Origin of the sequence: Quyinboa ferrireducens (assembly GCF_042436675.1) — a bacterium.
Lineage (GTDB): Bacteria > Bacteroidota > Bacteroidia > Bacteroidales > UBA5342 > JBHJHP01.
Genome location: NZ_JBHMVA010000002.1, coordinates 213,170 through 233,741, shown reverse-complemented (window position 1 = coordinate 233,741; position 20,572 = coordinate 213,170). Strand labels below are relative to the sequence as shown.

15 protein-coding genes are annotated in these 20,572 nt (G+C 39.9%); 7 read left to right on the top strand and 8 right to left on the bottom strand.

Translation table 11 applies throughout. The annotated features are described in order from the left end of the window. Window positions 1-42 precede the first annotated feature (42 nt). The 3 genes from ACE01N_RS04430 to mfd all read left to right on the top strand — a co-directional run bounded on the left by ACE01N_RS04430 (window position 43) and on the right by mfd (window position 6,431). Window positions 43-1,026, top strand: a complete 984-nt coding sequence (locus ACE01N_RS04430) for a Gfo/Idh/MocA family protein (RefSeq protein WP_380585236.1) — start codon at window positions 43-45, stop codon at window positions 1,024-1,026. 363 nt (window positions 1,027-1,389) lie between these two features. Continuing rightward, window positions 1,390-3,108 (top strand): single-stranded-DNA-specific exonuclease RecJ, encoded by a 1,719-nt coding sequence (recJ, locus tag ACE01N_RS04425; protein WP_375726539.1) that lies wholly within the window; start codon window positions 1,390-1,392, stop codon window positions 3,106-3,108. A 5-nt stretch (window positions 3,109-3,113) separates the two neighbouring features. After that, the gene (gene mfd, locus ACE01N_RS04420) at window positions 3,114-6,431 is read left to right on the top strand and encodes a transcription-repair coupling factor (protein WP_380585234.1); all 3,318 of its coding nucleotides are present in this window, start codon (window positions 3,114-3,116) and stop codon (window positions 6,429-6,431) included. 890 nt (window positions 6,432-7,321) lie between these two features. Here the strand turns inward: mfd and ACE01N_RS04415 are convergent. Then, window positions 7,322-7,516 (bottom strand): hypothetical protein, encoded by a 195-nt coding sequence (locus tag ACE01N_RS04415; protein WP_380585232.1) that lies wholly within the window; start codon window positions 7,514-7,516, stop codon window positions 7,322-7,324. Between the two features lie 202 nt (window positions 7,517-7,718). Between ACE01N_RS04415 and ACE01N_RS04410 the strand changes: the two genes are divergently transcribed. Further along, window positions 7,719-8,153 (top strand): hypothetical protein, encoded by a 435-nt coding sequence (locus ACE01N_RS04410; RefSeq protein WP_380585230.1) that lies wholly within the window; start codon window positions 7,719-7,721, stop codon window positions 8,151-8,153. Between the two features lie 68 nt (window positions 8,154-8,221). On the opposite strand, the gene ACE01N_RS04405 is transcribed toward ACE01N_RS04410, so the two are convergent. After that, entirely contained in the window at window positions 8,222-8,701 is a 480-nt protein-coding gene (locus ACE01N_RS04405) for a hypothetical protein (RefSeq protein WP_380585228.1), read from the bottom strand. 268 nt (window positions 8,702-8,969) lie between these two features. Between ACE01N_RS04405 and ACE01N_RS04400 the strand changes: the two genes are divergently transcribed. Next, window positions 8,970-12,158, top strand: coding sequence for a UvrD-helicase domain-containing protein (locus ACE01N_RS04400; RefSeq protein WP_380585226.1), 3,189 nt, complete (start codon window positions 8,970-8,972; stop codon window positions 12,156-12,158). Between the two features lie 218 nt (window positions 12,159-12,376). Here ACE01N_RS04400 and ACE01N_RS04395 read toward each other — a convergent pair whose 3' ends face one another. The 5 genes from ACE01N_RS04395 to serC all read right to left on the bottom strand — a co-directional run bounded on the left by ACE01N_RS04395 (window position 12,377) and on the right by serC (window position 16,751). Further along, complete coding sequence (locus ACE01N_RS04395; RefSeq protein ID WP_380585224.1) at window positions 12,377-12,799, bottom strand: type II toxin-antitoxin system VapC family toxin; 423 nt, start codon at window positions 12,797-12,799, stop codon at window positions 12,377-12,379. Further along, window positions 12,796-13,053 (bottom strand): DUF6364 family protein, encoded by a 258-nt coding sequence (locus ACE01N_RS04390; protein WP_380585222.1) that lies wholly within the window; start codon window positions 13,051-13,053, stop codon window positions 12,796-12,798. The genes ACE01N_RS04395 and ACE01N_RS04390 overlap by 4 nt, the downstream gene beginning before the upstream one ends. A gap of 309 nt (window positions 13,054-13,362) precedes the next feature. Then, complete coding sequence (locus ACE01N_RS04385; protein WP_380585220.1) at window positions 13,363-14,619, bottom strand: DUF1015 domain-containing protein; 1,257 nt, start codon at window positions 14,617-14,619, stop codon at window positions 13,363-13,365. 73 nt (window positions 14,620-14,692) lie between these two features. Beyond that, complete coding sequence (locus ACE01N_RS04380; protein WP_380585218.1) at window positions 14,693-15,613, bottom strand: 3-phosphoglycerate dehydrogenase; 921 nt, start codon at window positions 15,611-15,613, stop codon at window positions 14,693-14,695. A gap of 67 nt (window positions 15,614-15,680) precedes the next feature. After that, on the bottom strand, window positions 15,681-16,751 hold the full coding sequence (serC, locus tag ACE01N_RS04375) for a 3-phosphoserine/phosphohydroxythreonine transaminase (RefSeq protein ID WP_375726531.1): 1,071 nt from the start codon (window positions 16,749-16,751) through the stop codon (window positions 15,681-15,683). A 257-nt stretch (window positions 16,752-17,008) separates the two neighbouring features. Between serC and ACE01N_RS04370 the strand changes: the two genes are divergently transcribed. Together ACE01N_RS04370 and ACE01N_RS04365 are read left to right on the top strand one after the other, a co-directional pair. Continuing rightward, window positions 17,009-17,626, top strand: coding sequence for a bifunctional nuclease domain-containing protein (locus tag ACE01N_RS04370; protein ID WP_380585215.1), 618 nt, complete (start codon window positions 17,009-17,011; stop codon window positions 17,624-17,626). Between the two features lie 7 nt (window positions 17,627-17,633). After that, window positions 17,634-18,950 carry a NupC/NupG family nucleoside CNT transporter gene (locus ACE01N_RS04365; RefSeq protein WP_380585213.1) on the top strand — a complete coding sequence of 439 codons (1,317 nt, stop codon included), beginning with the start codon at window positions 17,634-17,636 and terminating at the stop codon, window positions 18,948-18,950. A gap of 272 nt (window positions 18,951-19,222) precedes the next feature. On the opposite strand, the gene ACE01N_RS04360 is transcribed toward ACE01N_RS04365, so the two are convergent. Further along, window positions 19,223-20,344 carry a hypothetical protein gene (locus ACE01N_RS04360; RefSeq protein ID WP_380585211.1) on the bottom strand — a complete coding sequence of 374 codons (1,122 nt, stop codon included), beginning with the start codon at window positions 20,342-20,344 and terminating at the stop codon, window positions 19,223-19,225. Between the last annotated feature and the right edge of the window lie 228 nt (window positions 20,345-20,572).

Genomic DNA, 20,572 nt, shown 5'->3' with positions numbered 1-20,572 from the left:
GTTAGCTAAATTTAATGCTCGATAAATTTATAATTTCATACGATGGCAAAAACATTTAAATGGGCAATTATCGGGACAGGGCGTATTGCCAACGAAATGGCTCACGACCTTCAGCTTCTGAAAAATGTGGAAATAACAGCAGTTTTGTCACGCACTCAGGAGAATGCCGAAAAGTTTGCAAAAAAATACAGTATCCCGAATATTTTTTTCAACCGGGATGAATTTGCAGCATTTACCGATGTGGATGTGGTATATGTTGCTTCGCCACACAATGCACACTATGCCGACACCATGCTATGTCTGGAGAGCGGTAAAAACGTGTTGTGTGAAAAAGCAATGGCTGTGAATGCCAGGGAAGCAGCAGCCATGATTAACAAAGCCGGAGAAAAGCAATTGTTTTTAATGGAAGCCATGTGGATGGCATTTTTCCCGGCTATTCAAAAGGCTCAGGCGCTTATTCAAAAAGGTAAGATTGGTGAAGTTCGCCAGATTGATGCCAATTTCTTTTTTTATAAAACCGACGATCCCAAACACCGCTTACTGAATCCTGAACTGGCCGGGGGAGCCATGCTGGATATAGGAATTTATGTGCTCTATTTTGCCATTCTGATGATGAATGAATTACCGGTAAGCAGTTCTTCTGTGGCATATCTTGGAAAAACCGGTGTGGATGAATCTTCATCATACCTGTTGCGATTTAAAAACGGAACTGTTGCTACACTGGCCTCCAGTGTTATGGTTGAGGCCGAACGTAATGCCGCCGTTTACGGAACAGCTGGAAAAATTCAGGTTCCTTTATTCTGGAATCCTGATAAAATTTATTGCATTAGAGACGGCAAAAAGAAAACCTATAAATACAAACGGCAAGGCAATGGTTTTACGTTTGAAGCCGAACATGTGATGGATTGCATTAAAAAAGGAAAGATAGAAAGTAACGTTATAACCCATGAGCATTCCTTAAAACTAGCCGAACTTATGGACAGCTTCCGAAGAGAATGGGGACTGAAATATCCGTTTGAGGCATAAAGGACCATAACTTACGAATCAGTTTTAACGAAAATATCTTTTTACTTTTAACCTTTTACTTTTAACTTTTTACTTTTTACTTTTAACCTTTAACTTGGTACCTTTAACTTGGTACCTGGTACTCACCAGCCACCATTCTTACTAAAACTGAATTATTTTTAAAAAAGATATTTTTATTGTCACCATACCTAATTATATTTTATCTTTACAAATTGTAATCTGCATATGGCATTTTAGATATAAAACTTAACAAAATGCTTAACATGTGATAATTAGATGGCAAAGCAGGGAAGCGATAATTGCAGATTGCAGGGTTGATGAACGGAATCAACCACCGGACAAGCTAAAAAAAAGAAGAATATAATGGAAAAACGATGGAATTTGCGAACTCCATCAGATGAAGAACTAAAATTTATTAACGATTTATCCAAACAATTAAACATCAATCATGTATTAGCACAATTACTGGTACAACGTGGAATCAGATCATTTGAAGAGGCAAAGGATTTTTTCAGGCCGCAGCTTGAAAACCTTCACGACCCTTTTCTGATGAATGACATGAGAGCAGCAGTAGACCGTTTAAATACGGCTCTGGGGCACAAGGAAAGAATTCTGGTTTACGGAGATTATGATGTTGACGGAACTTCATCTGTGGCGTTGATTTATTCATTTTTAAGGCATTACACGTCCGCACTCGATTACTACATTCCTGACCGCTACACCGAAGGTTACGGTATTTCCTACGAAGGCATTGATTACGCAAAAGAAACCGGCGCAACGCTGATAGTTGCGCTTGACTGTGGCATTAAAGCCATTGATAAGGTTGCTTATGCCAAAGAAAAGGGTATCGATTTTATCATTTGTGATCACCATACACCCGACGAAATTTTACCGGATGCTGTGGCTGTACTTGACCCCAAAAGGCCCGACAGCACCTACCCTTTCAAACATCTTTCCGGCTGTGGCGTGGGTTATAAGCTGATTCAGGCTTTTGCGCTTGATAACCATATCAATTGCAAGGAAGTAAGGCGTTACCTCGATCTTGTGGTCGTAAGTATTGCTTCGGATATTGTACCAATAACCGGAGAAAACAGGATACTCGCGTATTGGGGTCTGAGAAAACTCAACAGCAATCCGCGCATTGGGCTGAAAACCATTATTGACATTTCGGGTCTTGACCGTAAAGAGATTACCATCAGCGATATCGTATTCAAAATAGGTCCCCGGATCAATGCTTCCGGCAGGATGTACAGCGGCAAAGAAGCTGTTGAACTGATGGTTGCAACCGATCTGGAAGAGGCTCGCGCAAAATGTCTGGAACTCAATGAATACAATCAGGAACGGAAAGATCTGGACAAAGGCATTACAGAAGAAGCACTCCAACACATTGAGGATAATGATAATTTGCAGGAAAAAAAATCTACGGTCCTCTACAATCCCGAATGGCACAAAGGCATTATCGGAATTGTGGCCTCAAGGCTGATAGAAAAATACTACAGACCTACCATTATTCTGACTAAATCGAACAATAAAATAACCGGTTCTGCACGATCTGTAGCAGGATTCAATATCTATAACGCCATTGAGCATTGCAAGGACCTTCTGGAGAATTTTGGTGGTCATAAATTTGCCGCCGGTCTGACCATGAAGGAAGAGAACCTTGAAGAATTTAAAAGACGTTTTGAGGAATTTGTAGCTTCGAAAATTCAACCGGTTCAAACAATTCCTCAGATAGATATTGATGCGCGCCTGAACTTTTCGAGCATTACACCAAAGTTTTTCAGGATTTTGTCGCAGTTTGCACCCTTTGGACCGGAAAATATGAAACCCGTGTTTATTACAGAGAATGTGCGGGATTCAGGTGGCACGCGGTTGGTTGGTAAAGATGCTGATCATCTGAAGGTTGAACTTGCCGATCCGGAAGATGGTATTGTTTTGGGCGGCATTGGATTTTCAATGAGCCAGTTCAACGATCATCTCAAAAAATCGCGTCCCGTGGATATTTGTTATACCATAGAAGAAAATTCCTTTAACGGGAATCGCTATATCCAGCTGATGATAAAGGATATCAAAGAGAAGTAGCAGCATTGGAACTGAAAGAGATCATCGGGTTTTACGATTCACTCCCCTTCCATTTTGAATCCGGGAGCGGACAGATACACCTTTTAAAAGGGCTTTCGGGCTCGGCTCAGGCTTTAATGGTGGCCAGAATGTTTTCTGAACACAAAGGTCAGCACGTTATTTTTATCGAAGACAAGGAAGAGGCTGCCTATTTTTATAATGATCTTACGGCATTACTTACTGATAAATCCGTATTCTTTTTCCCATCATCTTACAAACGTTCCATTCGTTACGGTCAGACCGAAGCTGCTGATATTATTCTGAGAACTGAAGCACTCAAAGCGCTTCACTCCCGTCGTCAGGCACTCGTGGTAACCTATCCCGAGGCGGTAATTGAAACTGTAATCCGGCCGGATGAGCTGGAAGAAAAAACTTTGGAACTGCATAAAGGCGAACAGGTTGATAAGACCTTCATCCAGCAGTTACTTGACGAACTGCAATTTGAACGGGTTGACTTTGTATATGAACCCGGACAATATGCCGTACGGGGTGGGATTATTGATATTTTTTCGTTTGCACATGAAAACCCGTATCGTATTGACTTCTGGGGAAACGAGGTAGACAGTATCCGAACCTTTGATACTGAGACACAACTTTCCATAGCCGTATGCGAAGAACTGACCATAGTACCGGATATTCGCAGCGGATTGTCCCAACACAAGAAAATAACGCTGCTTGATTTTATCAAACAAAAAACCACGCTTTGGTTTAATCAGGTTGATGTATTCTGTCAGAGGCTTGAAGAAATAAAGACTTCTGTGAAAGAAGCCAGGGATGCAGCCGAAGGGGCTATGGAAAATGTGATCGATACCGGAAGCTTTAAAACATCTCTTGAAGGTTTCGATCTGTTTATTTTAGGTAACACGCCTTATGGAAAGGATAATATTCAGGTAGAGGGCAATTTTACACCTCAGCCCTTTTTTCACAAAAACTTTGATCTGCTGTTTGATGATCTGAAACAAAAGAAGAATGACGGTTATAAAATCTTTATTCTGAGCAACAGTGACAAGCAGATCGAACGCCTGCGGGCTATTTTTGAGGATCAGGAAAAAAATATTGAGTTTGAAGCCATAAAGCCGACGGTTCACCAGGGATTTATAGACAATGATCATAAGCTTTGCTTTTATACGGATCACCAGATCTTTGACCGCTACCACAAATTCAAGCTCAAATCGGACAGGCTACGCACCAATAAAGCCAGTCTGACGCTGAAGGAAATTAACCAGCTGAATCCCGGTGATTATGTTGTGCATACCGATCATGGTATCGGCCGTTTTGATGGTCTGACCCGAACGGAAATCAACGGGAAGATGCAGGAGGTCATTAAGATCAGCTATCGCGACAGTGATGTGCTGTTTGTAAGCATTCATTCCCTGCACCGTATTTCGAAGTACAAAAGTAAAGATGCCACACAACCATCCGTTAATAAACTGGGAACCGGTGCATGGCAGCGACTGAAACAAAAAACCAAGTCGAGAGTAAAAGACATTGCCCGTGACCTGATTAAATTGTACGCCAAACGGCGCGAGGAAAGTGGTTTTGCTTTTAGTCCCGATTCGTTCATGCAAAACGAGCTGGAAGCATCATTCATCTACGAAGACACACCGGATCAGTTAAAATCAACACAGGCCATAAAAAGCGATATGGAACAGGCCATTCCAATGGACAGGCTTGTTTGCGGTGATGTGGGATTTGGGAAGACTGAAGTTGCTATACGTGCTGCATTTAAGGCTGCGACGGACAGTAAACAGGTAGCCGTTTTAGTACCGACAACCATACTAGCTTTTCAGCATTACAATACCTTCAAAGAGCGACTGAAGGAATTTCCGGTCCGGGTAGAATATATTTCCAGGTTCAGGACAACGGCAGAGATCAAAAAAATACTGAAAGATACCAGCGAAGGAAAAGTAGACATTCTGATCGGCACACACAGGTTAACCAGTAAAGATGTGCAGTTTAAAGATCTGGGGCTGCTGATTATTGACGAGGAGCAAAAATTCGGGGTCTCAATAAAAGAAAAGCTGAAACAGATGCGTGTAAATGTGGATACACTTACGCTTACAGCCACCCCAATCCCGCGTACGCTACAGTTTTCATTAATGGGTGCGAGGGATTTGTCCATTATCAATACGCCTCCACCAAACAGGTTCCCGATTCTGACAGAGGTTCACACTTTTAACGAAGATATTATTCGCGAAGCAATCACTTATGAACTGGATCGCGATGGCCAGGTATTCTTTATTCATAACCGCATTCAGAACATCAAGGAAGTTGAAATGATGATCCGGAGAGCTGTACCCGATGCACGGACCATTATCGGTCACGGACAGATGGATGGAAAACAACTGGAAAGGGTGATGCTTGATTTTATTGCCGGTGAATATGATGTACTTATTGCTACCACCATCATTGAATCCGGGCTGGATATTCCGAATGCCAATACCATCATCATCAACGATGCTCAGAACTACGGTCTCAGTGATCTGCATCAGTTGCGGGGACGCGTGGGACGTGCCAATAAAAAAGCTTTTGCCTATATTCTGGCTCCACCGGTAACAACTCTGCCACAGGAAGCAAGACGCAGACTGGAAGCCATAGAAAACTTTTCTGAGCTGGGAAGTGGGTTTCAAATCGCTTTACAGGATCTGGACATTCGCGGTGCAGGAAACCTGTTGGGTGCAGAACAAAGTGGATTTATTGAAAATATTGGTCTGGAGACCTACCATAAAATTCTGAATGAGGCCATCAGGGAACTGGCAACGGAAGAATTCAGCGACCTGTTTGCCAACCGGCAGACAGAGCAGTTTACAAGTGGATTCTTTACTGATTGCCAGGTGGAAACGGACATGGCCTTACAGTTTCCAACAGAATACATCGACAATACTGCGGAACGTATCAGCCTGTACCGCCGGCTGGATAACATCAATACCGAAGAGGAACTGGGTAAATTTGAAAAGGAAGTGGAAGACCGCTTTGGAAAATTCCCTGAGGAAGTATTACAACTCATCAATGTAGTACGCTTGCGCTGGATGGCTCAAAAACTGGGCATAGAAAAACTGGTGTTACGAACCGGCAAGATGTTGGCCTATTTTATTCCTGATCAGGAAGATCCGTACTATAAAAGCGATGCATTTACCGGCTTACTGAAATATTTGCAGGCCCATCCAAAATCCTGTAAAATGAAGGAAAAGAATGAGCGCCTTTCATTGGTATTCCCTGAAGTAAAAAGCGTTGATACGGCGTTGAAAGTTCTTTCGCCAATAATACAATCAATGAATAATTAATAGTGAACAATGAATAATTCGGATTGATCGGTTATCTTCCCTGTTCAGATAAATTCAGAGTTCTCGCTGATTAGCGCTGATGATAACGCTGATTTACGCCGATAAACAGCTCCGTAGGAGCGACAGAATGGTAGAACATTGTCATAAATGATGTCTATTTGGCCGCGCAATACAAAAGAATTTCCATACTTAGTTCTTGTCGGCTGTTGCACTTCGAAAATAGTGGTGATAAATATAAATGCGCCTGTCGGGACCTACGGCCCTCTTTTATTAATACTAATCCTTTGCTATCATACCATAACCTCGACGAGGCTTATTTTTCCCACATATAGCACAGATTATTGAATTCCGGTTAGTGAGTGTTCCAGTATCAAACCTGAACGTATAGAAGTAACGACTCACGATTCACGGCTTACGATTTAAAAAGATTCTCTCTGATTGAAGCATTTACAGCTCCGTAGGAGTGTCAGTACGGTAGAAAAATATATGTGAAATGTCAATCATAGCCGCGCAGAATAATAACATTTCCGAAACAGCTCGTCGACCTATCTGATGATGGAAAATGTAGTCAAAAATTTTCTCGCTGATTGGCGCAGATTAAGCCGCAGATTCACGCAGTCCCGATAGTTATCGGGATTACTCCGTAGGAGTGTCAGTACGGTAGAAAAATGTATGTGAAATGTAAATCATGGCCGCGCTGAATAATTGAATTTCCTGAAGCTGCTCTTGTCGGCCGTATCTGATGATCCAGTAAGATGGGAAAACTAATATTAAATTTCTGGCTGATTTACGCGGATGATAGCGCTGATTCTCGCAGAGAACTTCAAATCGTTATTCGGAAATCGTACCTGGTCTCCTGAAACAGGTAATTCCACATTCGTAATTCGTAATTAATTCAACAGCGGTAGCTTTGTACCTTCGTTCAATGTCAGTTGAAGGTAGAAATCAATATCGCTGTCCAGCTGATCCAAAACGAACCGTTTTTCATCCGGATCCTTGATTTCATCTTCCAGTTGGTAAAAGCTTAAAAGGTCTTTGTAATCGAGTAACATGTTGATTTTGTCGTTGATGTTTTCTGGTCTCATGATCACTTGTTTTAAATCGGTCTTTCTTTTACACCATCAAATTTATAACCCAATCTCCAAAACATGATTGTAAATAAATGAAGTTTTAATGACATTAACATTACATAACAGATGACCTCAAATCTGGCAGGATAACAACAATCTTTGACATATTAACCTAAATTTCGTAACTTTCTGATTGTCAACCTCAATATCTCACATCATGCAAAAAATAATACTTGTATTTTTTACCGCAATACTCCTGTTTAGCTGCGGGGAAACGGAAGAATCATTCAACTATATCCAGGTTACTGTAACAGGAACGGTAACATTGGTTCAAAGAGAAGATAACGTGTATAAAATGGATGAGCCTTATGCAGGAGAACCTGTGAATATGTCGCTGATTAAGGCCGGTGGAGAACGGTTTCAGGAAACCGGGTCAACAGGAAGTGAAGGAGAAACTTCCATAACAACCGTTTTTAATCTTTATAAAGAGCAACCCATTGAATTTATCGCAGTACCGGTCAATTATCCGGAACTGGCTAAATCAGGTACATTAACATGGGAACAGGCTGATAAATTGGCTTATGACAGCGGACAGCCATCAAAATTAAGAACATTAAGCCACGAAATCTGGGTTATAGTGGGGATACCGTAAAATAACGTTCCAACAATATTGATGTTTAAATTATTTTCCAAAAAAACTGAAAGCTACAAGGTTTAATATCATATATTGGTATCAACAAAATAATTTCTAAAAGCCTGATTTATTATTCTTTTATATACAAATCGGTCCACAACAATTTGAATATTCAGGTTGAATATTATAACTACCGGTACAATACCTAAAAAAACGAATGTATCAGTCCTTGATATCAGAATTAAAAATAACATCAGAACAAACAAGATTGGCATGAAAGTCATAATCACACGATACCATGGCGAAAGCTGGACTTTTCCTTTTATCGTTATTATCTTATTTTGACACGTAATATCACCCTCAAAATTCGTCAGAAAAATTGATAAATACCTGCGATAAGTGAATGCATCCATTAAACTGATCCAGTTTTTTTTAAGGTATATGCTATCTTCAGTCAGTACAACCCTGTAATTTGGTTGCTCTTTGGCAAAAGATTCAATATTCCTTTTAAACAGACTAAAATCGCCTTCTTTATGTATATCGAACCTGGTAACTTTTTCCAACATTTTCAGGTAATTTGATTTTATTCACACTGTCTAAAATTATGTAATTCAGATGTTATATGCAATATTGCTATGCCGTTAAATTAAAATCCCTCGTCCCTCCGCTGGCTTCGGGACACTCCCTTTTTAAAAAAGGGAGACATCTCGTAATTCCACTTTCCAGTGCGATCTGAAACTTTACGCAAACGATCAATAATTCGTAATTTCATCTTGTGTCTTAAATCTTAGGTCTTATATCTAAAAAAAAAGTATTTTTATAAAAAACAAATTATTGGAAAATCTCACCATCTATAAAGCTTCTGCGGGTTCCGGTAAAACATACCGCCTGGTTCGCGAATACATCTTATTGTTGTTCAAAAACCGGTACAACTTCAGGCATATTCTGGCGGTAACATTTACCAATAAAGCCACAGCAGAAATGAAAAGCAAGGTGGTGAATGAACTGTTCCTGCTATCAAAACCAGATACAGAAAACCGGAAAAGCGAACACCGGCAGGCATTAAAAGAGGCCTTCCCGTTTATGAGTGATGCCGAAATAATGAAAACCGCCGGAAATATTCTGAGCCTGATCCTGAATAATTATTCGCACTTTTTCATTTCCACCATCGATAAGTTTTTTCAGTACGTTATTAAATCTTTCTCAAAGGAACTGGGAATTTTTAATAACTATAACCTGCAGCTGGACAACAAGGCTATTCTGACCGAAGCCGTGGAACAACTCTTCATGAACCTGGAAGAGTCGGAACACTCCGAGCTACTGAACTGGCTGACCACCTATGCAGAGAGCCGTGTGGAAGAAGGTGAAAAATACGATATAACCGGAGACATCATACGACTGGGGAATGAACTGTTTAAAGAAGGCTTTAAAACGGAAAAACAAATTCTTTTTGATGCACTGAAAGATAAGCAGACCATGCTTTCCATATCAAAAGATCTGAAAAAACGGATCAGGTTGCTTGAAAATGAGTTTGTCGCATTTGGTGAAAAAGGTCTGGAAATGATCGAGAATTTCGGTCTTGAAATTACCGATTTTAAATATGGAAAGTCCGGTGGAATGAACCTGTTCGCCAAACTCTTCAACCGTAATATTGACGATAAGCTTATAACAAAGCGGACTCTGGATATGGCGGAAGATGACAATTCCTGGGTCACCAAAACAAGTGATTACGTCAATGAGGTCTCTACCGCCAGGGATAACGGGTTAAGAACTCTTTTACTGGATTACCTGGCATTTCACGATGAAAACTATGAGACACTGCAGTCTTTAAGAGCCGTATCGCGGAACTTTTTTACGCTGGGAATTTTTGTTGATCTGCATCAGGCCGTCAAAGCGTATGCAGAGGAACACAACCTGCTGCTCCTCTCCGATTCCAATGAAATGATCGATGCCATTATTGGCGACAACGATACACCGTTTATTTACGAAAAAGCCGGAAATACGTTTGGTTATTTTATGATCGATGAGTTTCAGGACACATCAAATATGCAATGGAAAAATTTCAGACCACTCATTAACAACAGTCTGGCTTTCGGACATCCAAACCTGCTGGTGGGCGACGTGAAACAATCCATTTACCGGTGGCGAAATTCTGACTGGCAATTGCTGGCCAACACCATTTACTCGGAGTTTACGCAGGAGCAGATTAACGACGAATACCTGGATAAGAACTGGAGAAGTTCAGAAAATATCGTCCGGTTCAATAACTTTATTTTTGATCATGCTCCCGGAATTCTACAGAAAAATTACAACAGCACGTTCCCTTCCGAAAATAAGGTTTGGGAGCATATGATCACCAAAGCATACGAAGGACATAACCAAAACATAACGCACAATGACGGATATGGCTATGTATATTTTAAAAACTTTGGAAAAAAGGATGAATTTGAAACTGATGACGTTTTTAATCATACCGTTGAACTGATAGAAGATGTGCAAAAAAGAGGCTATCAGGCCGGTGATATAGCTGTGTTGGTGCGCAAAAACCGTGAAGGTGCTGACCTGATCAAATATCTGCTGAATTATAAACAAAGTACACAGGCAAAACCCGGCACATGCTATGATGTGATCTCATCAGATTCACTGATTCTGGGAGCATCAGAGGTGCTCCGGTTTATTGTTAACATACTCAGACTTGAAACCGAACCGGATAACCTTTTGCTAATCTCAGAAATCAACTATTTCGCTTCCGCCCCGGATGCTGTAACAACTGAAAAGTTCAATGCGGAAGAAGGGAATCAGGTTGTGCTTCATACCAAAGTTGCTGAAAAACTCACAGGATTAGATAATCTTTCTTTGAAAGAAAAAACGGATGCCATTATTCGTCGGTTCAACCTGGAAACTGATCCGGAACAGATCATCTTTATTGAGGCATTTCGCGATGTGATGAATGAATTTATCAAGCGGTATGCATCTGATGTGTATGGTTTTCTGAATCACTGGGAAGAGATCCGCATGAAAAGTTCGGTTCAGCCGCCCAAAACAGAAAATGCGATACAGGTGCTCACCATTCATAAGGCCAAGGGACTGGAATTCCCTGTCGTGATTATTCCGTTTGCCAGCTGGAAAATGGACATTGACAAAAACACCAACGTGGCCTGGTGCAAGGTTCCTGAATCGCTTGGTCTGCCACTTCCTATTGTTCCGGTTCAACTGACCAGTGCCCTGAAAGATACTGTGTTTAAAGATACGTTAATGGAAGAGCAGCTACTGACCAATGTGGATAACCTGAACCTGTTGTATGTGGCGCTTACGCGGGCAAAAACCGAGTTATATATTTTGGGTTCCCTGGTTAACAGCAACAATGTTACTACACTTTTGGAAACATGCCTTCAAAATGCTCCGGATAACCTTAATATACTGGCACATGATGAAGGCTACACTGATTTTGGTGAACGCAAACCAAAGAAAAAAACGGCAGAAAAACAGGATCAAACCGAAATTATAAACCTGATGAACTTCGCATCGCACAGTCAGGCCAGTCCTGTTATCCGGCAAAATGCACCACGAGTATTCTCTACTTCAGATACAGACCTGATGGAGAAAGCACATATCGGAACGTTTTTGCACGAAGCTTTCAGACAAGGTAAAAATGTGGACGATATAAAACGAAATATTGAAAAGCAGGCGCGTGAAGGTAAAATAACCGTGGATGAGAGCAACAAACTAAAAGAAATTATCACGAATAAATTTAAAAAACCACTTGTACAAAACTGGTTTTCCAATGATAATACCGTTTTGAATGAGATATCTATCCGTCAAGGTGAACGGGAATGGCGCCCCGATAAAGTAATCCTGAAAGACAAGGTGGTACAGGTGATCGATTACAAGTTTGGTGAAATTGATAATCCCAAATATCACCGGCAGGTAGCTTCCTATAAAAGTCTGCTCAACCGCATGGGCTACGCGGATGTAAAAGGGTATTTATGGTATGTGGCAATGGATAAGATAGTGGAAGTATAAAAGTTATAAGTTGCAAGTGATAAGTTGTAAGTGATTTGTTGTAGAATAAAAGTTGGGCGTAGTCTCCCGGCTACGTCCTAAAAATTAAGTATTTAATTGGATTTGAAATCAATTTCTGCGGAAATCCGCGATCCCGATAGCTATCTGCACTAAGCTTATCAGCGAGAAATTTAAGCCTTGTTAATCCTGAAATGTGTTTCAATAAATAAAAACGCAGATTATTTTGTTCTCAGACTATTTAAATATTCATCCGGTGTTAAAACAGGAATTTCTGATTCCTTAAAATCTTTAATATTTCTTGTAATCAATATCTTACAATCCATTTTTATAGCACAGTAATATTGTAAAGCATCCTCGAAATCTGAAAATTTTGACGATAATCCTTTTTCTACAATTTTATCAGTCAAATCTGATGTCTCTGCAATAACCTTAAACTTACGTATCTTTTCCTTAACCAATTCCTTATCCTCAAATCTTGAAAGTAAATAATACACGGTTGAATATGTTAAAGCAGAAACAATCAGTTCAATTTCGCCTCTATCAGCGAGAGTCGTAATTTTAGCAGCAGAATCATAAAAAGGTTCTCGCTCTCCAAGCAAATCAAGCACTACGTTTGTGTCAAAGAATAATCTGTCTTTCATTTGTATTTTTCGGCTAAGTAATCAGCATATACTTTCTTATAATCGAAATCCGCCGGGATTTTAACACCAGTCTTCATACTTCTAACAAACGGAGATATTTCAATCTCATTTTCAGAACATTTGTTTTCTTTATCAATCAATGATTTGAGATAAGACTCAATCATGCGCGAAAGACTTCTTTTATGCGATGAAGCGTACTCCTTTGCTTTTTCAATCACATCCTTATCTAATTTTAATGTCAGTTTTGAATCCATTACTCATATTATTTGTACGTACAAATGTATAAAATATATCCGTACTAATCAATCTGTAATTTTCGTTTCATCGGCCTATTTCTTTAATAGAATGGCCGACAAGAATTACATCCGGAAATTCATCTGTATTGCGCGGCCAGATAAATATCGTTTCTGGCAATAATCTACAATACTGACACTCCTTCGGAGTTATCCCGATAGCTATCGGGACTGCGTGAATCTGCGAAAATCAGCGCCATCTTCGGGAAAGCACTAACGCAAAAAAAGGCGTAGCAAAAATGCCACGCCTGATCAATATAATAAACTCAGCTAGTCTTCCAGTAAATGAACTACCAAGCCTGAACGCAATTTAGGTTCAAACCATGTTGTTTTTGGTGGCATAATATTGCCGGAATCCGCAATATCTATCAACTGCTTCATGGAAACCGGATACAATGCAAAAGCCACTTCCATCTCACCGGAGTTCACGCGTTTTTCCAGTTCTCCCAGACCACGGATTCCACCCACGAAATCCACACGTTTGCTGGTCCTCAGATCATCAATTCCAAGAACATCGCGTAAAATAAGATTCGAAGAAATCGTTACATCAAGCACACCGATTGGATCATTATCATCATAAGTACCCGGTTTGGCAGTCAATGAATACCAGGTATTATCCAGGTACATTCCGAAGTTATGCAGCTTTTCAGGTTTATAAATGCTTTCACCTTTCGCCTCTACTTCAAAATTTTCCTGAAGTTTCGCAAGGAATTCTTCCTTCGACAAACCATTCAGGTCTTTCACCACACGGTTATAATCAATAATATTCAATTGGTCGTCCGGAAAGTGCACAGCCATAAAATAGTTATATTCTTCGTCGCCCGTATGATTTGGGTTTTGAGATTCTTTCTCTGCCCCTATTCTTGCAGCGGCAGCAGTCCTGTGATGACCGTCCGCAACATATGTATACGGAACTTTGGATGCAAATAATTCTTCCAGTCTGGCATTTTTTCCTGCATCATTAATAACCCAGAAAGCATGACCAAAACCATCTTCCTCTGCCACAAAATCGTAATCTGCCACCTGGTTTTCCACCACACCTGCAACAATGTCGTCAATCTCAGGAACGGCCTTATAAGAAAAGAAAACCGGTTCAATATTAGCATTCGTATAGCGTGTAAGTACCATCCTGTCTTCTTCCTTATCAGGGCGGGTTAACTCATGCTTCTTTATAATCCCGTCTTCGTAGTCTTTACATGCTGCACAACCTACTATGCCATACTGTGTACGACCATTCATTGTTTGTGCATAGATATAATATTTTGCCTCATCATCCTGAATGAGCCAATCCTTTTCTATGAAGTTCTTAAAGTTATCGACAGCTTTTGTATATACCGATTCAGAATGGACGTCAGTACCGTCAGGACAATCAATTTCTGCTTTTGTAATATGCAACAATGAAAATGGTTTTCCCTTTGCCATTTCAGCAGCTTCTGCGCTGTTCATTACGTCATACGGTAAGCAGGACAAATCTTTGGCAATTTCTTTAGGAGGTCTTAAGCCTTTAAAAGGTTTTATTATAGCCATTATAAAAAGTTTTTCAGGCTATGATCCCAAAAGAAAGGATCATAACCCGGAAGATTTAATATTGTGAATACTATTATTTATTGACTTTGAAAGTGGCATCGCCATTATCCAGGAAGCCCACAATTTGTTTTGCAGCTGCCACACCGGCATTAATATTTGCTTCGGCGGTCTGCGCTCCCATTTTTTTAGGTGTAAAGAAATAGCGTCCGCTATATTTTTCAGTAAACACTGAAGCACAATCCGGAGCGATATCAGAGATATATTTAAAATCCTGGCGGTCTTCCATAATTTTCAGAAGACCATCCTCATCAATCACCTCTTTACGGGCTGTATTAACCAACACACCGCCTTTGGGCATAAAACGGAGTAAATCGTAGTTAATGGATTTCTTTGTATCTGCTGTGGCAGGAATATTGAGTGACACATAATCGCATGTGGAATAGAATGTTTTCAGGTCGGTAATAAGGTTAATACCGTCTGCTTTGATTTTATCCTCGCAATAAGGATCGTAAGCATAAACTTCCATACCAAAACCTTTGGCAATCCGGGCCACATTTTTACCAACGTTTCCGTAAGCATGAATACCTAGCTTTTTGCACATCAGTTCAGTTCCTGCAGAACCATTGTACTGATTACGTGCCAGAAATACCATCATGCCCAGAGCCAGCTCTGCAACGGCGTTTGAGTTCTGACCCGGAGTATTCATCACACATACATCTTTTGACGTAGCTGCAGCAAGATCCACATTATCATATCCGGCTCCTGCCCTGACAACGATTTTCAGGTTCTTTCCGGCGTTAATAACTTCTGAATCCACAATATCACTTCTGATAATTACTGCATCCACATCAGAAACAGCATCAAGCAACTGTTGCTTTTCTGTGTATTTTTCAAGTAATACCAGTTCATAACCTGCACTGTCTGTAACCTCTTTAATCAGTTTTATAGCGGCTGATGCGAAAGGTTTTTCTGTAGCTACTAATACTTTTGCCATAGTTTTGTACGATTATTGTTAGAAACAAAAAACGCAGGAATTTCCTGCGTCTTAAGATTTTATTTAATTAGATTTTTTTTTCAAATTCTTTCATTGCATCCACAAGTACCTGGACACTTTCGATTGGCATGGCATTATAAATAGATGCTCTGAAACCACCAACACTTCGGTGACCCTTTATCCCCACGATACCTTTTTGAGAGGCTAACGCCAGAAAGTCAGCTTCCAGATCTTTATATTCTTCCTTCATCACGAATGTAACGTTCATATCAGAACGATCTTCAGCACTCTTAACAGTTCCTTCAAATAATTTATTGCTGTCAATCTCGCCATAAAGAAGATCTGATTTCTGCTTTTTAATTTTTTCAATGGCAGGAATACCACCCAACTGTTTGTACCATTTAAGCGTTTGTAAGCTTGTATAGATTGGCGCACACGGCGGGGTATTAAACATGGACTCTTTGGAGATATGCGTGCGATAATCCAGGATGGTTGGAATAGCGCGATCCACATGGCCCAGTAAATTTTCATTAACAATTACGAAAGCAGTTCCTGCCGGACCCAGATTTTTCTGAGCACCACCATAAATGACTGCATATTTTGAAACATCAATGGGACGGGAAAAAATATCGGAAGACATATCTGCAACCAACGGAATTTCAACATCCGGATCTGACTTGATTTCAGTACCGTATATGGTATTATTGGAAGTATAGTGAAAATAATCAGCATCTTTAGGAACCTCGTACCCTTTGGGGATATAACAGTAATTTCCATCTTTTGATGAAGCAACAACTTCTGTTTCACCAAAGAACTTTGCTTCTTTAATGGCTTTTGCCGCCCAGGCACCGGTATCAAGATAAGCTGCTTTTTCTTTCAGCAGGTTATAAGGCACCATGCAAAACTGTGTACTGGCTCCTCCTCCCAGGAACAAAACCTGGTATCCATAAGGTAGATCCAAAAGCTCTTTCACCAAAGCCTGTGCTTCAGACATCACAGCAATAAATTCTTTACTTCGGTGAGAAATTTCAAGGATTGATAATCCGGATCCTTCAAAATTCAAAACAGCATCTGCAGTGTTTTTAATGGCATATTCCGACAATATAGACGGGCCGGCGTAAAAATTGTGCTTTTTCATTCGTAAATTTTTATTTATGATAACCTTTTCCCAATATTTTTATTATACCCAATACATTAATTTGGAGCCTCAAAATTAACATTTTCTGTCACAATTTAATACGGTAATTGACAAAATTAAAGCGCTTTCCTTCAATATTTATCAACAGTTTTTCATTATCAGTTTTTTAGCAGGGAAACTAAAGGTGAAAATAATTTTCTATATTTGTTGAATTACTTAAGAAACAGAAGGGAGACGCTTTCCCAAATCCGTTATATATGGAGAAAATAAAGTTAAACGTTCTCGGTTTATCATACAACCACTCTAACTCGGGTGCTTATGCCCTTGTTTTAGCCGAAGAAGAAGGCGAACGCAGAATACCGATTATTATTGGGGGAGTTGAAGCACAGGCCATAGCCATTCAACTTGAAGGTCTGACTCCACCCCGTCCCTTAACACACGATTTATTTGTGTCCTTCGCTACGGCATTTAATATTAAAGTTGAAGAAGTATTTATATATAAGCTTAAAGACGGCATTTTCTATTCGGAACTCAGCTGCTTTGATTACACCACAAAAAACAAGGTTCGCATAGATTCCCGCACATCCGATGCCGTTGCGCTGGCCCTGCGTTTTCATGTTCCGATTTACACATCCAAAGAAATTATTGAAAGGGCCGGTATTATCCTTGATATCGAAAACAGCAGTTCTCCCAAACCTGAAGAAACAGAGTCAACACTGAACGATCTGATTAATTCACCGGAAGATACGGGCAGTATCGATTTCACCGAATTTACGATTGAAGAGTTAAAAAAAGAACTGCAGAATGCCATCGGTAACGAAGATTACGAACTGGCATCCAAAATCAGGGACGAAATTAAAAGACGCGGAAAATAACAAAAAAATGGTAATAGAAAGTCAGGGGATTTCCATGTTAAGTGTGGTAAGAGGCATTATTGGTATAACAACCATTATTGGCATTGCCTGGTTGTTCAGCACCAACCGTAAAAAAGTACATTGGGCAACCATTGGTAAAGGATTATTATTCCAGCTTATTCTGGCACTGGGTGTTTTGTATGTTCCTTTTGTTCAGGCCTTTTTTGAATACGGCGGTAAAGTATTCGTATTAATCCTGGACTTTACAAAACAAGGCTCAGAGTTTTTAATGGGCGACCTGGTAGACCTGAGCAAAACAGGCTATATTTTCATGTTTCAGATATTGCCAACCATCATCTTCTTTTCTGCGCTTACCAGCTTATTGTTTTATCTTGGTGTGATCCAAAAGATTGTGTATGGCCTTGCCTGGATTATGAGCCGCTTTTTAAAGCTGTCGGGTGCCGAGAGCTTGTCCGTGGCCGGAAATATTTTCCTGGGCCAGACCGAATCACCCCTTATGATCAAGGCTTTTCTTGAGAAAATGAACCGGTCCGAGATTTTTCTGGTGATGACCGGAGGTATGGCCACCATTGCAGGTGGTGTTATGGCGGCGTATATCGGTTTCCTTGGTGGCGATGATCCAGCCCTGCGTCAGATGTTTGCCAAACACCTGCTGACGGCTTCTGTAATGGCTGCTCCGGGTGCTGTTGTGTTATCGAAAATACTTTTCCCACAAACCGAAGACATTGATAAAAATATTGAGATATCGAAGGATAAGGTCGGTACAAATATACTGGATGCCATCTCAAACGGTACAGTTGAAGGCATAAAGCTGGCGGTGAATGTTGGCGGTATGCTGTTGGTGTTCATTGCATTTATTGCCATGTTTAACTATTTTACCAACAACCTGATTGGAAGATATACCGGATTAAATGAAGTCATAGCCAGAATTACTGATAATCAGTACGATGGCCTGTCACTGCAATTTATGCTGGGCTACGTCATGTCGCCTTTTATGTGGCTGATTGGCGTGGCGAAGGAAGATATGACCCTGGTTGGCCAGTTGCTGGGCGAAAAGGTCATCATCAACGAATTCATAGGGTATGCCAGTCTTGGTAAAATGCAGGCTGCTGGTGCTTTCACCTACGAAAAGTCCATCATCATGTCAACCTATATTCTGTGCGGTTTTGCTAACATCAGCTCTATAGGTATACAGATAGGCGGCATTGGTTCCCTTGCTCCCGGTAAAAAAGTCTGGTTGTCTGAATTTGGCTTTCGTGCACTTCTGGCCGGCACACTGGCCTCGGCACTTTCTGCTACCTTTATTGGGATGATAATGGGGTGATTTCAGATACAAGATACAAGATTCAAGAACCAAGAGCCAAGACCCGAAAAATCCAAATCTGCGATTTGTTATTGGACCAGGGATTCAGATAGCCATAGGAAAATGCAAATTTTATACATTTCCTGGAACTGAAGAGTTCTGACGTAAATGCTATTATTTTTTAGCGGTTCTGGTTGTTCGTACCCTTCAAAACAGAAACAAGCTTTAATTCGATTCAAAAATGCAAATTAAGAACGGTTTGTATTAACAATTGATCACCATATGACCGCTTATTACCAGCTTTGAGTTATCAGTGTTTCATATGTTTCCCTGTCTATTTCATGTATTAACATCGGATATATCATCCTGATATCCTCCTGTCCTTCATACTCTGAATCCTCCTGTTGAAACTTAAGAAATAATTCCTCACTATTCTTTTTACTCTCTTCTTGATATACTGCTCTCAGTTTTGACAATTCCCGTAAATAAGTTTCAAAATCCATCCTGTCATCGAAGTAAACCTCTACTATAACCCCCTGAGTAGACATCATCTTTTCTTTTAAAACAGAATCTAACTCTTCTGATTTTATCGGCTTCCCGCTAATTTCTTTACCTGTAGCTGAAATTTTACATATAACAGCATGTTCGTTAATGTCTTCAGGATTTGAAAACAAAGGTGGCGGAAGAGGTGGATATTTTGACAACAGAGAATCCGGGATATTATTTTCAGTATAGGGCAGAACTGATTGTATTCCACAAAGATGATCAGAGCTATCCTGCGTTACGTATATTATTCTGTTTCTACGTGCTTTCTGCAATACGGATTTAAGGTTGTTTAGGACACTAAGTCTTATCCTGCCATCACAAAAAACTAAATTTTGACCTCCTCCAAATAAATAATCATCAATATCCGGCAGTAGTTTCAAGTAGGTTAAGCTATCTAATTTAAACTTTTCGCCATTTAAATAGACTGCATTATCGTTTTCAATGTCAAATACAATAGTGCTACTGTTCTCCTTCCTCTCAATGTCAGTGGCTTTAAGAACTGGAAGCACTATCTCTGTATGCTTTTTAACATTAAAATAATCTATAAAGTTTTTGTAAATGTTTCTTTCGAACTTACCCAACAAAGAATCACTGTTAATATCGTAAAATAATAATTCGTTCTCTGCTACTTTAAATCGTATTTTATCCAGCCCCATGAAATTATCAAACAAGAATGTGTCTTTCTTAATTTTATATAATCTATCCTGGAGAATTGGTCCGTTAAGTGTCCTATAAAAATCCTGTCGAATTTCACAAATTTCAGGATTAACAAAATTATCCTTCTCAATCCAGTTACCCGTAATGTGATTTTTATTGGTGCACGCACTAAGCGTTATAAATAGAAATAGTATAGGAACGACTCTTTTCATCTTTTTCAATGTTTGCTAAATCAAATATCTAAGAAATTTATTATCAAATGACATAAACCAACATTACAAATGACCATCAGGATAAATGTCAGTGATAGGAATAAAAATCGTAGTGTTTTCATAGTTCGTTATTTCCTGGGTTTGCATTTAAATATAACATTCTCATTATTTATTGTCCCTATGGCTGTTGAGATCACATGAAGTGATGATTGTCGTGCCTAAAACTAT

Bases quoted from the DNA above. Each gene is read 5' to 3' on its own strand.
- ACE01N_RS04430 (WP_380585236.1), top strand. From the start codon at position 43: ATGGCAAAAACATTTAAATGGGCAATTATCGGGACAGGGCGTATTGCC.
- recJ (WP_375726539.1), top strand. From the start codon at position 1,390: ATGGAAAAACGATGGAATTTGCGAACTCCATCAGATGAAGAACTAAAA.
- ACE01N_RS04415 (WP_380585232.1), bottom strand. From the start codon at position 7,516: ATGAGACCAGAAAACATCAACGACAAAATCAACATGTTACTCGATTAC.
- ACE01N_RS04410 (WP_380585230.1), top strand. From the start codon at position 7,719: ATGCAAAAAATAATACTTGTATTTTTTACCGCAATACTCCTGTTTAGC.
- ACE01N_RS04405 (WP_380585228.1), bottom strand. From the start codon at position 8,701: ATGTTGGAAAAAGTTACCAGGTTCGATATACATAAAGAAGGCGATTTT.
- ACE01N_RS04395 (WP_380585224.1), bottom strand. From the start codon at position 12,799: ATGAAAGACAGATTATTCTTTGACACAAACGTAGTGCTTGATTTGCTT.
- ACE01N_RS04390 (WP_380585222.1), bottom strand. From the start codon at position 13,053: ATGGATTCAAAACTGACATTAAAATTAGATAAGGATGTGATTGAAAAA.
- ACE01N_RS04385 (WP_380585220.1), bottom strand. From the start codon at position 14,619: ATGGCTATAATAAAACCTTTTAAAGGCTTAAGACCTCCTAAAGAAATT.
- ACE01N_RS04380 (WP_380585218.1), bottom strand. From the start codon at position 15,613: ATGGCAAAAGTATTAGTAGCTACAGAAAAACCTTTCGCATCAGCCGCT.
- serC (WP_375726531.1), bottom strand. From the start codon at position 16,751: ATGAAAAAGCACAATTTTTACGCCGGCCCGTCTATATTGTCGGAATAT.
- ACE01N_RS04370 (WP_380585215.1), top strand. From the start codon at position 17,009: ATGGAGAAAATAAAGTTAAACGTTCTCGGTTTATCATACAACCACTCT.
- ACE01N_RS04365 (WP_380585213.1), top strand. From the start codon at position 17,634: ATGGTAATAGAAAGTCAGGGGATTTCCATGTTAAGTGTGGTAAGAGGC.
- ACE01N_RS04360 (WP_380585211.1), bottom strand. From the start codon at position 20,344: ATGAAAAGAGTCGTTCCTATACTATTTCTATTTATAACGCTTAGTGCG.